The organism is Gordonia sp. NPDC127522 (assembly GCF_042672305.1).
GTDB lineage: Bacteria > Actinomycetota > Actinomycetes > Mycobacteriales > Mycobacteriaceae > Gordonia > Gordonia hongkongensis.
Genome location: NZ_JBHXVK010000017.1, coordinates 47,714 through 60,826, shown reverse-complemented (window position 1 = coordinate 60,826; position 13,113 = coordinate 47,714). Strand labels below are relative to the sequence as shown.

Annotated in this window: 14 protein-coding genes; 5 read left to right on the top strand and 9 right to left on the bottom strand. The window is 67.7% G+C overall.

Annotation, left to right across the window (positions count from 1 at the left end):
• The first annotated feature begins 25 nt into the window (after nt 1-25).
• Nucleotides 26-100, top strand: coding sequence for a 50S ribosomal protein bL37 (locus ACFVHY_RS20290; protein WP_369758845.1), 75 nt, complete (start codon nt 26-28; stop codon nt 98-100).
• A 113-nt stretch (nt 101-213) separates the two neighbouring features.
• On the opposite strand, the gene rsrA is transcribed toward ACFVHY_RS20290, so the two are convergent.
• Together rsrA and ACFVHY_RS20280 are read right to left on the bottom strand one after the other, a co-directional pair.
• The gene (rsrA, locus tag ACFVHY_RS20285) at nt 214-501 is read right to left on the bottom strand and encodes a mycothiol system anti-sigma-R factor (protein ID WP_390275091.1); all 288 of its coding nucleotides are present in this window, start codon (nt 499-501) and stop codon (nt 214-216) included.
• Nucleotides 498-1,307, bottom strand: a complete 810-nt coding sequence (locus ACFVHY_RS20280; RefSeq protein ID WP_078113362.1) for a sigma-70 family RNA polymerase sigma factor — start codon at nt 1,305-1,307, stop codon at nt 498-500. Before ACFVHY_RS20280 ends, rsrA begins: the two co-directional genes overlap by 4 nt.
• A gap of 177 nt (nt 1,308-1,484) precedes the next feature.
• Here ACFVHY_RS20280 and ybaK point away from each other — a divergent pair, with 177 nt between their 5' ends.
• Nucleotides 1,485-1,982 (top strand): Cys-tRNA(Pro) deacylase, encoded by a 498-nt coding sequence (gene ybaK, locus ACFVHY_RS20275; protein WP_390275089.1) that lies wholly within the window; start codon nt 1,485-1,487, stop codon nt 1,980-1,982.
• A gap of 64 nt (nt 1,983-2,046) precedes the next feature.
• Nucleotides 2,047-2,823, top strand: coding sequence for an SOS response-associated peptidase (locus ACFVHY_RS20270; RefSeq protein ID WP_390275142.1), 777 nt, complete (start codon nt 2,047-2,049; stop codon nt 2,821-2,823).
• 53 nt (nt 2,824-2,876) lie between these two features.
• On the opposite strand, the gene ACFVHY_RS20265 is transcribed toward ACFVHY_RS20270, so the two are convergent.
• Nucleotides 2,877-4,358, bottom strand: coding sequence for a flavin-containing monooxygenase (locus ACFVHY_RS20265; RefSeq protein ID WP_390275086.1), 1,482 nt, complete (start codon nt 4,356-4,358; stop codon nt 2,877-2,879).
• Nucleotides 4,359-4,476: 118 nt separating this feature from the next.
• Here ACFVHY_RS20265 and ACFVHY_RS20260 point away from each other — a divergent pair, with 118 nt between their 5' ends.
• A complete protein-coding gene (locus tag ACFVHY_RS20260) occupies nt 4,477-5,694 on the top strand; it encodes an MFS transporter (RefSeq protein ID WP_390275084.1) in 1,218 nt (405 codons plus the stop codon).
• Here the strand turns inward: ACFVHY_RS20260 and malQ are convergent.
• The 6 genes from malQ to ACFVHY_RS20230 form a co-directional block, all read right to left on the bottom strand.
• Complete coding sequence (malQ, locus tag ACFVHY_RS20255; RefSeq protein ID WP_390275141.1) at nt 5,666-7,813, bottom strand: 4-alpha-glucanotransferase; 2,148 nt, start codon at nt 7,811-7,813, stop codon at nt 5,666-5,668. The genes ACFVHY_RS20260 and malQ overlap by 29 nt on opposite strands.
• 79 nt (nt 7,814-7,892) lie before the next feature.
• Entirely contained in the window at nt 7,893-9,299 is a 1,407-nt protein-coding gene (locus ACFVHY_RS20250) for an FAD-binding oxidoreductase (RefSeq protein WP_390275081.1), read from the bottom strand.
• Nucleotides 9,280-9,933 (bottom strand): SDR family oxidoreductase, encoded by a 654-nt coding sequence (locus ACFVHY_RS20245; RefSeq protein ID WP_390275079.1) that lies wholly within the window; start codon nt 9,931-9,933, stop codon nt 9,280-9,282. The genes ACFVHY_RS20250 and ACFVHY_RS20245 overlap by 20 nt, the downstream gene beginning before the upstream one ends.
• 172 nt (nt 9,934-10,105) lie before the next feature.
• Complete coding sequence (locus tag ACFVHY_RS20240; protein WP_004023462.1) at nt 10,106-10,381, bottom strand: GlsB/YeaQ/YmgE family stress response membrane protein; 276 nt, start codon at nt 10,379-10,381, stop codon at nt 10,106-10,108.
• Nucleotides 10,382-10,563: 182 nt separating this feature from the next.
• Nucleotides 10,564-11,007, bottom strand: a complete 444-nt coding sequence (locus ACFVHY_RS20235) for a lipoprotein LpqH (protein ID WP_058251911.1) — start codon at nt 11,005-11,007, stop codon at nt 10,564-10,566.
• A 56-nt stretch (nt 11,008-11,063) separates the two neighbouring features.
• A complete protein-coding gene (locus ACFVHY_RS20230; protein WP_390275076.1) occupies nt 11,064-12,014 on the bottom strand; it encodes a ParA family protein in 951 nt (316 codons plus the stop codon).
• A 375-nt stretch (nt 12,015-12,389) separates the two neighbouring features.
• On the opposite strand from ACFVHY_RS20230, the gene ACFVHY_RS20225 reads away from it, so the two are divergent.
• The gene (locus ACFVHY_RS20225) at nt 12,390-13,031 is read left to right on the top strand and encodes a hypothetical protein (protein WP_078113386.1); all 642 of its coding nucleotides are present in this window, start codon (nt 12,390-12,392) and stop codon (nt 13,029-13,031) included.
• The last annotated feature ends 82 nt before the right edge of the window (nt 13,032-13,113 follow it).

Genomic DNA, 13,113 nt, shown 5'->3' with positions numbered 1-13,113 from the left:
CGCCCCGCAATGAAGGAGATGCGTCATGGGAAAGCGCGGACGCAAGAAGCGTGCTCGTAAGAAGAACGCCGCCAACCACGGCAAGCGCCCCAACGCCTGATCACCGCACCACGCGGTCTCGGCGAGCGAGCAAGCGAAAAACGCCCGGGTACGGCCATCAGGCCGCCCGGGCTTTTTCGTGGGTCGTGGTTGTTGTGCTCGAGCTCGACGCGGTCAGCGATCGGAGTCGGAGACCTCGTGCACGATCACGGTCTTGCGGATCTCGATGCGCAGACGGTCGCGCAGGCTCTGCGGTGCCTGGTCGCCGCCGCACTTCCGGTTGACGAGCGCCTTGAGCTGCTGCTCGATGCCGTAGTGCGCCAGGCACGACGGGCAGGAGTCGAGATGGCCCTGGAGTCGTTCCCGGGCGTTCTGGTCACACTCGTTGTCCAGCAGGAGCCAGACATCGGCGATGACGGCCGAGCAGTCGAGCTGGGTCAGCTCCGGATCGACGTCGCTCATCGCGCCACCTCCGCATCCGCCGCCGCACGTGCGGAACGATTGAACCCGCGCTCACGCGCGACGTCGGCCAGCAGCTCACGCAGCTGACGGCGACCGCGGTGCAGTCGGGACATGACGGTACCGATCGGGGTGTCCATGATCTCGGCGATCTCCTTGTACGGCAGGCCTTCCACATCGGCGTAGTAGACGGCCATCCGGAAGTCTTCCGGCAATTCCTGCAGCGCGGCCTTGATCTCGTCGTCGGGGAGGGCGTCGAGCGCCTCGATCTCCGCCGACCGCAGCCCCTGCGAGGTGTGCTCGGCGGTCGCCGCGATCTGCCAGTCGGTGATCTCGTCGGTCGGATACTGCGCGGGCTGGCGCTGCTTCTTGCGGTAGCCGTTGATGTAGGTGTTGGTGAGAATCCGGTAGAGCCAGGCCTTGAGGTTGGTGCCCTCCCGGAACGACGCGAACGCGGTGAACGCCTTGATGTAGGTCTCCTGGACCAGGTCCTCGGCGTCGGCGGGATTGCGGGTCATCCGCAGCGCGGCACCGTACATCTGGTCGAGCAGCGGCAGCGCATCGCGCTCGAACCGTTCGGTCAGCTGTTCCGGCGACTCGTTCGGATCGGCCCGGCGAGGCGCCTTGGCGGTCCCGGTACGGCCGGCATCGGGTGACTCTGTGTCGGATGCTTCTGTGTCGGACACTACGATCCCTTCGATGGGAGGCATCACGGAGATGTTGTCGATCAAGCTTACCGACCCGTCCCCCACCGAGAGAGGCCTCGGTTCGACGCGCTGCGGGAGCTCCATCACGGCCGCTGTGCTCATATGCCTCTGACCTCCTTCGTGTCCGTCTTCATACGTCCGTTGTCCGATCAGTCCCAACAGAGCGCAACGCGCGGTTTGTTCCCGGCCCGCCCCCGCGATCGTCTCGGCGCGGATCACCGTGGCCTCGTGCGCACGCGCGCAGCCGCGACCCCGCTCACGACCAGGAGGTAACCGACCATGGCGTCCACCCCGGCGATCGCCGCGCTCGAACGCGCCCGGATCGACCACTCGGTGCACCGGTACGCGCACGACCCCCGATCGGAGGCCTACGGCGCGGAGGCGGTCGCCGCCCTCGCCGAGACCCTCGGTGTCCGTGCCGAGCAGATCTTCAAGACGCTGGTCATCGAACTCTCCGGCGGGGACCGGCCCGGCCTGGCGGTGGCGGTGGTCCCGGTGCCGGCCAAGCTGTCGCTCAAATCGGCGGCCGCCGCACTCGGCGCGTCGAAGGCGAAGATGGCCGACGCCAAGGCGGTCACCCGGGCCACCGGCTACGTTCTCGGCGGCGTGTCCCCGGTCGGCCAGCGGACCCTGTTGCCGACCGTCGTCGACTCCTCGGCCACGCACTTCGACCGGGTGCTCTGCAGCGCCGGCAAGCGCGGGCTCGAGATCGAGCTGGCCCCGGCCGATCTGGTGTCCGTCACCGAGGCCGTCGTCGCCGACATCGCCGTGGGCTGATCGTCGGCTGTCGGAACGGGCACTCATCACGAGGCCGGGCCACCATTAGGGCAGCATGGACACCATGTGCGGACGCTATGCGGTGACCACCGACCCGGCGAAGCTGGCAGCCGAGATCGATGCGGTCAACGAGGTACCCGAGCCGGCGGGTGCGGACTCCACCGATCTCGACGCGGCGCCCCGGTCACCGGGCGTGAACTACAACGTCGCGCCCACCACGACCGTGATGACCGTCGTCAAGCGACACTCGCCCGACGATCCCGACGACGATCCGCTGCTCCGCGTCCGGGCGATGCGCTGGGGGCTGGTACCGCCGTGGGCGAAGGAGGTCGGGAAGGGGCCGCTGCTGTTCAACGCGCGCGCCGAGAGCGCCGCGGAGAAGAGCTCGTTCCGTTCGTCGGTCAAGTCGCGTCGATGCCTCGTGCCGATGGACGGCTGGTACGAGTGGAAGAAGGGCCCGGCCGACGGCAAGGGCAAACCCACCAAGATCCCGTTCTTCATGTCGCCGCAGGACGGGACCCGGCTCTTCATGGCCGGGCTGTGGTCGGTGTGGCACCCCAAGACCGATCCCGAGTCGTCCGAGAAGGCCACCCAGCCGCTGCTCAGTTGTTCCATTCTCACCACCGACGCGGTCGGGGAGCTGCGCGACGTCCACGACCGGATGCCGCTGATCATGCCGTACGAGCACTGGGATGCCTGGCTCGACCCGGACGGCCGGGCACCCGACGAGCTGTTCGCCCCACCGGCCGAGTCGTTGGTCGACGCCATCGCGATCCGCGAGGTCGCCCCGCTGGTCAACCGCGTCGCCAACAACGGGCCGGAGTTGCTGAACCCGTTGTGACGCGCCCTCCGCAAGCTCCGGGCGCTCCTCAGGGCGCTGTCGGAGAGGAGCGCTCAGCTGAACTCGTAGTCGCGCAACGGGAACGAGTCCATCTCGCGGAGAGTTCGCAGCGTCGAGGCCGGACGGAGCAGCGTCGCCTCCCCGTGCTGGTTGAAGTAGTAACTGCGTGACGACGCGCAGTCCCCGTTGTAGAACACCGAGGACTGCAGACGGTCGGTCACCTCGTCGAGGAAGGCGCTGTTGGCCTCCTCGGTCACCTCGAACGTCCGTTGCCCGCGGCGGCGCAGTTCTCCGAAGAGGCGGGCGATGTGTTTCATCTGCCCCTCGATGGTCGTGAAGTACGACAGGCCGCTGTAGGAGTAGGGACTGTTGAGGGACAACAGGTTCGGGAACCTCGGGACGGTGACGCCCTCGTAGGCCTGGAAGCGGTTCTCGCGCCAGAACTCGCCGAGGTTGCGCCCATCCCGGCCGACGATGTCGAAGGCCGGGAAGTTGGTGTCCCACAGGTTGAACCCGGTGGCGAGGACGAGGGTGTCGATCTCGGTCCGGGTGCCGTCCGCGGCGAGGATCGCATCGGCTTCGAGGCCGCCGATGCCACTGGTCTGCAGGGTGACGTTCGGCTGGGCGAAGCTGGCGAAGTAGGTGTTGGAGAAGGTCGGGCGTTTGCAACCGAAGTCGTAGTCCGGGGTGAGCTTCCGCCGTAGTTCCGGGTCGGCGATCTGACGCCGCAGGTGCGCCTGGGCCAGTCGGGCGGCGAGTTTGTTGCCGGGCTTCACCTGCTTGTAGTGCAGGACGCCGAACACCATCAGCAGTTCGAGAAGCGACGAGTTCACCAGCCGCGCAGCACGCTGGGTGAGCGGGAACCGGCCGAACAGTTGCTGGACGAGCGACGGGATCGCGAAGTCGATCTTGGGCACCACCCAGATCGCGGTGCGCTGGAAGACGGTCAGGGCCTCGGCGCGGGCGGCGATCTCGGGGATGAGCTGCACCGCGGTCGCGCCGGTACCGATCACGGCGACCTTCTTGCCGGTGAAGTCGAACCCGTCCTGCCAGTCCGCCGTGTGCAGGATCGTGCCCGCGAAGTTCTTGATGCCGGGGAACTCCGGGACGTGCGGTTGGGACAGGAACCCGGTCGCGGTCACCAGATAACGCGCCGTGCGTTCGGTGCCGGACGCGGTGCGGACGCGCCACAGCTGTTCGTCGGGGTCCCAGGTCGCGGACTCGACGACCGTTCCGAACTCCATGTGCCGCTTGAGGTCGTACTTGTCGGCGACGTGGTGGGCGTACCGCTTAAGCTCTGCTCCGTGGGCGAACAGCCGTGACCAGTACGGGTTGGGTTCGAAGGAATACGAGTAGGTGACCGACGCGATGTCGACGGCCAATCCCGGGTAGTGGTTCACGTGCCACGTCCCGCCCAGGTCGTCCTCCCGCTCGAGGATCGCGATGTCGTCCAAGCCCTGTCGCTTCAGTTCGATCGCGGCACCCATCCCGCCGAAGCCGGCACCCACGATCACGACGTCGAGTTCTGGTTGCATCCGACACCCCCTCTTCGCTCACCCTGAATTACCGTTACCGACAGTTACCGTAACCCAGCACACAGCCGGGAGACCAGGGCCGAAGCCTCCCGGACGCGGCGGTAGCGTGTCAGCTGCCATGTCTGACCATTCGCATGCCCCCGCCTCCCCCGCTCCGACCGGCGCATCCTTCGCCGCGGCGGTCTACGCCTTCGCCGTGATCATGCTGGGCACCACGCTGCCCACACCGCTCTACGCGATCTACGGCGAGGAACTCGGTTTCGGCGTGACCACCACGACCGTGATCTTCGCCGTGTACGCGGCCGGCGTCATCGCCGCATTGATCGGCTTCGGACGCTGGTCCGACGTCATCGGCCGGCGCAAGATGCTCATCGCCGGAGCGATCCTGTCGGCGGTCAGCGCCGTCGTCTTCCTCACGGCCGGACCGGTCTGGCAGTTGCTGCTGGGCCGGGTGCTGTCGGGTCTGTCCGCGGGTATCTACGCCGGCGCCGCCACCACCGCGGTCATCGAACTGGCCCCCGCGTCGTGGCGGGGACGCGCCCCGGCCGTGGCGACCGCGGCCAACATCGGTGGCCTGGGGCTGGGACCGCTGATCGCCGGGCTCCTCGCCGAGTACGCCCCGTCACCGCTGCACACCCCGTTCGTACTCGATCTGGCACTACTGGTCCTGGTCTTCATCGGCATCTGGCGGCTGCCCGAGACGGCGGACGTCGTTCCCGGCGCCCGGCTGGGCATCCAGCGGCTGTCGGTCCCGGCCGACATCCGCGGCGTCTTCGTCCGGGCGTCGATCGCCGCATTCGCCGGGTTCGCGGTGATGGGCACCTTCACCGGCGTGATGCCGTCCTTCGTCACGAACATCCTCGGCATCGACGACCACGCATTCACCGGTTTCCTGGTGTTCGTACTGTTCGCGTCCTCGGCGGTCACCCAGATCGTCGTGCGCCGGATGCCCACCGAACCAGCACTGATCGCCGGCTGCGCCATCCTCATCCTCGGGACCGGCCTGTCGATTCTGGGACTGGTCGCCGCATCGACCCCGGCGTTGCTCGGCGGAGCGGTGATCTGCGGTGTGGGGCAGGGCATGTCGTTCAGCAAGGGACTCGCGTCGGTGGTGGCGGCAACCCCGGCGGGACGCAAGGCCGAGGTCACCTCGACCTACTTCGTCGTCGCGTACGTCGCGATCTCGATCCCGATCGTCGGCCAGGGAATCACCGCGCAGCACTGGGGTCTCCGGCCCGCCGGGATCGCGTTCAACATCGGGGTCGCCGTGCTGGCCCTCATCGCACTCGTACTGACCATCGTCTCGGTCAGGAACCTGGCACGCCCGACTCGTTGAGCCCCGATCGGTTGAGCACCGAGACGAGGCGGCGGAAGCGCACGCTGCTGACGAGGTCCTCGACGAGCACGACGTCGCCCTCCGAATTGGCCAGGGGGACACACCAGTTCGGGTACTGACTGCTGTCGGTGCCCGGCTGGTTCTGGATTCGTCGCTCCCCCACCGCATCCACCAGGGCGACGCTCAGCAGTACCGACGGACTGCGGGCGATCACCGCATACAACGCATCGACCACCTTCGGATCCGTCAGCGGTGTGTCCCGCGACAGCAGGCCGCGTTCGTAGGCGAGTTCGAGGACGGCGTCGCGTTCACGTGCATCGCGCGCCCGCTCCGCGTCCTCCCCTGAGGCGAGCAGGCCCAGCCGCGATCGTAGCGTGATGTGGTCGCCCGCCAGATATCCCACGGTCGGGGGCAGATCGTGGGTCGTCACCGAGGTCAGACACAGCTCGCGGTAGTCCTCAGGCGGGGTCGCGGCGTCAGACCCCTGTTCGAACCACAGGATCGACGTGCCGAGGATTCCGCGTTCGCGGAGTGAGTCCTGCACCGACGGTTCGAACACCCCGAGATCCTCGCCGACGACAACCGCGTCGGCGCGCTGCGCCTCGAGCGCCAGGATGCCGATCAGCGCTTCGCTGTCGTAGTGCACGTAGGTGCCCTGGGCCGGGCTGCTGCCGTCGGGTATCCACCAGAGCCGGAACAAGCCCAGGATGTGGTCGACGCGCACACCGCCCGCGTGTCGGAGGACGGTGCGGATCATGTCGCGGTAGGGCTCGTAACCGGCCTCGGCGAGGCGTCGTGGATGCCACGGCGGTTGGTCCCAGTCCTGGCCCTGCTGATTGAAACCGTCGGGCGGTGCCCCCACCGTCGCACCGGTGGCGAGTACGTCACCGAGGGCCCACGCATCGGCGCTGTGCCGGGCGACCCCGACCGCGAGATCGGCCATCACACCGATCTCCATGCCGGCCGATCGCGCCGCGTGCGCGGCGGTGGCCAGTTGTTCGTCGCAGATCCACTGCAGCCACATGTGGAAGTCGATGCGCCGGGCCATCTTCCGGCGCTTCTTCTTCATGTACGCGGGGTCCGCGAACTTGCCCTGCCAGCGCGGGTCGTCGGCGTCGTACCGCTCGGCCAGTGCGCACCACGTCGCGAAACGCTTGAGGCCCTTACCCTCCCGGCGCCGGAAAGCGCGGTAGGCGTGCGCCCGGGCCGGGGCGAGCGGGACACCGTAGATGAGTTCGAGCGCTTCCAGTTTGGCGCGGAATGCCTTGTTGCGCCGGATCTTGTCGGTCGCGGTGTTCTCGTCGAGGAAGCTGCGCCCCAACGCCTTGACCCACTTGCGCTGCGACTTCGACAGTCCGTCCAGTTCGGGGATGTCGGTGATCCGGATGTAGAGCGGATTGACGAACCGTCTCGTCACCGGCAGGTACGGCGACGCCTCGATCGGCGCCTTCGGCTGGGCGGCGTGAAGTGGATTGACCTGGACGAAATCGGCGCCGTACGCGCTGGCGGCCACCTCGCAGATCCCCGCGAGATCGGCGAAGTCGCCCACGCCCCACGAGTCCGCCGATCGGATCGAGTACAGCTGCGCGGCGAGTCCCCATCGCTTCCGGCCGATCAGCCGGTCGGCCGTGTGCAGGCGGCGCGGCGTCACGATCAGGGGCGCGCTCGACGCCGATGATTCGTCGAGATCGAGCGCCTTGATCTGGTGATACCCGGTGGGGAGGTCGTCGGGCACGGCGAACGTCGCACGGCCGATCAGCACGCCGTCGACCTCGCGCGGCTCGACCCAGACATCGAGTTGGGGGGCCGCGACGTCGTCACCGGTCTCGCTGACCACCCACACCTTCACCAGGTGCGCGTGCGGAACATGCACGGCGAACGTGGCTCCCGCGCCCTCGGTCACGACGGTCACGGCCGGGACGAACTCACGCCATGGTTGCTCGTCGATCTCGCGAATCGAGTTCTCGATCTCCTCGGGCGAACCCGCGGGGACGTCGAGCGCCCGGAGCACCGCGACCAATGTGTCCTGGTCCACCTCGTGCCGCTCGTCACCCCAGCCGACATAGCTGGAAGCGACGCCGTAGCGATCCGCCAGTGCGGTCAACCCATCGAGGTTCACATCAGCCACCCGTGCATGATCGCAGGATTTCCGTGCGCCCGCCGCCCGCGCCGCCCGGTTCGGTCCACCGGTAAGGTCCTCACGGAAAGATCACCCCCGGGTTCAGGGTTCCCCGCGGGTCCAGCGCGTCCTTGATCGCGCGCATGGTCGCGAGGTCGGTGGCGTCGCGGCCGAGGTGCGTCCAGGCCGACTTCGCGCGGCCGATACCGTGCTCGGCACTGATGCTCCCGCCGTTGGCGGCCACGATCCCGAACACGTGGTCGGTGACCGTGTCGGCCTGCGCCGGCGGGACGTCGAGCAGGTTGACGTGGATGTTGCCGTCACCGACGTGTCCGAAAAGAATGGGGCGGCAGGGAAATTCGTCTTCGGAACCCACACGGGACAGTTCGGCGAATGCCTCGGGCAGTGCCCTGATCGGAACCGAGATGTCGAGCTTGACGACCGGTGTCGCGCTCGACCGGGCGATGGCGTCGGTGTGGCCCTCGCGACCGGACCACAGGGCGCGAGCCGGCGCCGGTGCGAGCACGGCGTCGATGATCCCGGTGGCATCATCGAGGAGCTCGACGGTGGCGGTCTCGATGTCCCCGGTCCCCGACACCTCGAGAAGGACGTAGAACGGTCCCGGCGTCGCCGTCGGGCGCCGGTGCCCGTATTCGGCGACGAGCGCAACCCCGGCCTCGGTCATCAGTTCGGCGGCTTCGACGGTCAGTCCCGCCGCCGACGCGGCGCCGATCAGCCCGATGGCGTTCTCGACGCGCTTGATCGAGGCGACCGCGACGGTGGCGGCCGGGGGCGGCGCGACGAGTCGGAACAGGACCCGGGTGATCACCGCGAGGGTTCCCTCGCTGCCGGCCAAGAGGGCCGGAAGGTCGTATCCCACATTGTCTTTGACAAGGGATGTCCACCGGCGGAGGACCCGACCGTCGGCCAGGACGGCCTCGATCCCCACTACCTGCGACCTCGCGTTGCCCCGCCGGATCATCCGCGTCCCACCGGCATTGGTCGACACGACCCCGCCCGCGGTCGCGTTCTGGCGGGAGGCGAGGTCGATACCGAACGAGAGGCCATGCGCCGCGGCGCGGAGGTCGATGGATTCGACGGTCGCGCCGGCCTGGACGCCGACACAACGACCGACGGTGTCCACCTCGTCGATGTCGGTCATCCGCACCGTCGACAGCACGATCCAGCGGCCGCCCGGGGCGGCCGCCGGTGGCACCGAACCGCCGACGAGCCCGGTGTTACCGCCCTGCGTGCAGACCCGGATGCCCGCACGGTCGCATTCGGTGAGCACACGCGAGACCTCGTCGGTGGTGCGCGGCCGGACCACCGCTTCCGCCGCTCCACGGTACCGCCCGGTCCAGTCGGTCAGGAACCCTGCCGTGGCGTCCGGGTCGGTGAGGACATGCGCGTCGCCGACGATCTCGCGACAAGCCGCGATAACGGCGGCACGAGGGGGATCCGGCTCCTCAGGACCGTGGGAAGGCATCGAGGATCGGGGTGTCGCCGTCGTTGAACTCGATCACCTCGTGCACCGCCGCCGGATGGTCGATAACTGCCGCCGCAACCTGGGCGACGTTGTCCCGGCTGACCTCGTCACCCTCGACCCGGTCACCCCCGAGGGTGATGCTGCCGGTGCCGTTCTCGTCGGTCAGCTTGCTGGGTCCCAGGATCGTCCAGTCGAGTTCCGTGGACTTCAGGTACGTGTCCGCTGCCGCCTTGGCCTCGGCGTAGGCGTGGAAAGAGTTGTCCTCGGGCACACCGTGATCGGGTCCGGCGCCGAAGTAGGACACCATCACGTACCGGCGGACTCCGGCCCGCACGGCGGCGTCCATGGACCGGATCGCGGCATCGCGGTCCACGTCATACGTCCGCTTCTGGTCGCCACCGCCGGCCCCCGCGGTCCACACCACCGCGTCGTGGCCGGAGATCGCGGTGGCGATGCCGGTGGTGTCGAGGGTCTCGACGTCGGCGACCACGGGAACAGCCCCGGTGCCCGCGACGTCGTCGGCGTGTTCGGGATTGCGGATGATCGAGGTCACCTCGTCGCCGCGTTCCGACAGAATCCGCGCCAGCCGCAGCGCTATCTTGCCGTGTCCGCCGATGATCGCCACTCGAGTCACTGGATGCTCACTTTCGGTTGCTCACTTGCGCGGTCGCCAATCTCGTACCCACTCCAACGTACGCACATGCACTCGCACCGGACACGGCCCCGACGCGACTCCGCCCCGGCCCGACGTTCGATGCGAACGTCGGGCCGGGGCGGAGACGAGGGCGGGTCCGGCAGACCTCAGCTCAGACGCGGGTGCGACCGCGGCCGGTCACCAGCTTGACGAGGAACAGCAGGATGCATGCGCCCGCCAGGCAGGTGATGAAGCTGAAGATCCAGCCTCCACCCTCGACGTCCACGCCGAACAAGGTGAGCAGCCAGCCGCCGAGGAGGCCGCCGATCACACCGACCACGATGTTGAGGATGATGCCCTGCTGCGCATCGGTCTTCATGATCTTGCTGGCGATCCAGCCGGCCAAGCCACCGATGATGATCCACGCGATGATGCCAATTCCCAGCATGTCTGCCTCCTATGGTCGTCGTTGATCCGTTGTGCAAATCGTTAGAGATCGCGAAGACCTCTCGAATCGCTACGAATCGGAAAGTACCCAGACCCAGAGAGCGTCAAACAGTGTCCGCGGAAAATGTGTACACATCGAGACCGGACCGGTCACCGGACCGAGACCAAGCGGCGGAACCGGGATCAGGGGCAGGTCACCTTGATCTCGTAGGACTTGGTCACGGGCTCGGTCGGATTGGCGGGATCGATCCCGGATGCGTCACCGGTGACCGTGTAGGTGTCCCCGTCCTTGGTGACCTCGCCGCTGCCGCCGCCGGCACCCTTCTGATAGGCCAGCACCACACCGTCGAGCGAGCCCAGCCCCACGGACTCCACCTCGGGCGAGTCACCCGACGTCAGGACGACGCCGATACCCGAGCCCCCACCCGATCCGATCCCGATGGTCACCTTGCCCGCGGCGTCGGTGCACCCGACCGTCTTGTCCGCCAGTTCCAGTTCCTGACCGTCGACGGTCACGGTGGCCTCCGCGTCGGTGCCACCCGACGCCGAGTCATCGGAACCGCACGCCGTGAGGGCGACGGCCAGTGCTGCGGCGCCGAGAACCGAGGTGATGTGCACTTTGCGCATGATGGGAGCTCCTGAGGAGTCGAACGAGGCGCCACCGGTCGGCGGCTGAGATGAACTTAGACGCCTGAGCTGCGGTTCGGCGTCGGTCGATCGAATGGGCCGCGGGAACTCGGAACCGCCCCCGAGAGTTCGGCCCGAGCGAGTTCGGCCCGAGCGAGTTTGGCGTCGGCCTCGACCGTCACGGCGCGGGTCAGATCGCGGAACTGTTCGTAGTGGCCGTGGTAGCCGTACTTCGCATGCAGGCTCGGCCAGGTTGCGAAGTCGGCGGCGGCACCGATCGCGTTGCCCTCGTGCAGATAGGTCGGGAGGACGTTCTGGATCGAGGTGTCCCGTCTCAGTCGTCGCACCGTGTCCTGATGGAGGGTCGACGCCGCCCGGTACTTGGTGATCACGACCCCCAATTCGACGATTTCCCGCCCCAATTCGGTGCCGAAATCGGCGACCTGACGCTGGATGTGCGGAATCGCATATGTGGACAGGACATCCGGGATGGTCGGGATCAGATATGCGGCGGCCATCGCCAGCCCGTTGAGGCTGAACGGTCCGACGTTGGGCGGGCAGTCGACGAGGATGTAGTCGTATTGCCCGGCGATCGGGGCCAACGCGTTCGTCAGGACCTCGACGGCCGCCAGATGGTCGTCCGCAGCAACCCGGTGAGCACTGAGCTCCTCGGCCAGTTCGATCAGGTCCAGGGACGACGGCAGCAGGTCGATCCCGGTGAGCCCGGCGACGGTCGAGACATCGCGCTGCACGCTGCCCTCGAGGTCGAACGATTCCGTACCGTCGAGCAGGTCGGTGAAGAGTGTCGCGACGGTGTGCCGCCGGGCGTTGCACGTCAGCCAGTGTTCCTGCCCGATCATCATCGTCGTCAGGTTGGTCTGGGCGTCCAGGTCGACGAGCAGCACCTTCTTGCCGAAGACGCCGGCGAGGAAGTCGGCGAGGCCTCCCGTGAGCGTGGTTTTCCCGACCCCGCCCTTGAGACTGATGGTCGCGATCACCGTCGGCATGGCGTCCCCGGTCTGTTCGGTCGCCCTGCTGTTCGGACGTCCTGCGTCCCGAGTAGATTACCGAGCCGACGCGCAGGCCACCGGGTGTTCGGTGGCGCCACGACGGCCGCCCGGCCTCTCGCACCGGCGAATCAGACGCCGAATGTCTTTTCCACCCTCATTCTGCGGGCATTACCCATATCTGTAAGAATGGCCGAGTCGAGCATTGACCGGAGATTTCTGTCGATTCGGTCATGTGAATACCAGCCGGGTGAAGAACGATGTGACAATCGTTGACGAGAATCGAACGGAATGCGAACTGCCGTTATTTCCCGACGACCGTGCGACTTGCTTTTTCCTGGTCGGAACAAAAAACCCGTGTGGAAGGACACCCGTATGAGCAACCGAGTCCGGACGGCCACCGTCGGCCTGGCGGTGTGCGCCGCAGCGGCGTTCGGAGCCGCCCTCGCGCCCGTCGCCACCGCCGCGCCGAGCGATGTGACCGCGACACCCTCGGTGTCCGGCAATACCGTCACCCTGACGGTGACGAACAACGCCGCGAAGCGCATCGGCTGCGAGATCGTCGGCGTCCCGGCCGGCGGAGCCCCGACCAATGTCGTCTTCGGATATCAGACGCCGGAAGAGCTCGGTGCGCTCATCTCCCCCGGCTCGTCGAAGTCGTTGCCGCTGCGGATCTCTCAGGGCACGCCGCCGACACCCAGTGGGACGACGACGATCCCGGACGGCACGTACGACATCTACTGGGGATGCACCACGATCACGCTGCCACCGGGCACCGGAGCAGCCGAAGAGTTCTGGGGCACCAACCCGCCGGTGACAGGGACGACCCCGACGGTCGCCGCGCCGCTGCGGGTGACCGTGCCGGGCGGGGCGGCAACGCCACCGGCCCCGGAATCGGAGGCCCCGGCGGCGCCCGGATTGCCGAGCATTCCGGGCCTGCCCGACATCCCCGGCCTCTCGGGGATCGAGCTGCCGGAGGAGATCTGCACGACGTCGTCGTGCGTCCCCATCGGATGAGCTGAGCGGGCCGTTCACCGCGCGTGATCGCCGTTTTGCCCAATGCACTTCCGGGACCCGGGTGCGGTTGTGCATACTTCGA

Bases quoted from the DNA above. Each gene is read 5' to 3' on its own strand.
- rsrA (WP_390275091.1), bottom strand. From the start codon at position 501: ATGAGCGACGTCGATCCGGAGCTGACCCAGCTCGACTGCTCGGCCGTC.
- ACFVHY_RS20265 (WP_390275086.1), bottom strand. From the start codon at position 4,358: ATGCAACCAGAACTCGACGTCGTGATCGTGGGTGCCGGCTTCGGCGGG.
- ACFVHY_RS20240 (WP_004023462.1), bottom strand. From the start codon at position 10,381: ATGCTGGGAATTGGCATCATCGCGTGGATCATCATCGGTGGCTTGGCC.
- ACFVHY_RS20225 (WP_078113386.1), top strand. From the start codon at position 12,390: ATGAGCAACCGAGTCCGGACGGCCACCGTCGGCCTGGCGGTGTGCGCC.
- ACFVHY_RS20230 (WP_390275076.1), bottom strand. From the start codon at position 12,014: ATGCCGACGGTGATCGCGACCATCAGTCTCAAGGGCGGGGTCGGGAAA.
- ACFVHY_RS20260 (WP_390275084.1), top strand. From the start codon at position 4,477: ATGTCTGACCATTCGCATGCCCCCGCCTCCCCCGCTCCGACCGGCGCA.
- ACFVHY_RS20235 (WP_058251911.1), bottom strand. From the start codon at position 11,007: ATGCGCAAAGTGCACATCACCTCGGTTCTCGGCGCCGCAGCACTGGCC.
- ybaK (WP_390275089.1), top strand. From the start codon at position 1,485: ATGGCGTCCACCCCGGCGATCGCCGCGCTCGAACGCGCCCGGATCGAC.
- ACFVHY_RS20250 (WP_390275081.1), bottom strand. From the start codon at position 9,299: ATGCCTTCCCACGGTCCTGAGGAGCCGGATCCCCCTCGTGCCGCCGTT.
- ACFVHY_RS20280 (WP_078113362.1), bottom strand. From the start codon at position 1,307: ATGAGCACAGCGGCCGTGATGGAGCTCCCGCAGCGCGTCGAACCGAGG.
- ACFVHY_RS20270 (WP_390275142.1), top strand. From the start codon at position 2,047: ATGTGCGGACGCTATGCGGTGACCACCGACCCGGCGAAGCTGGCAGCC.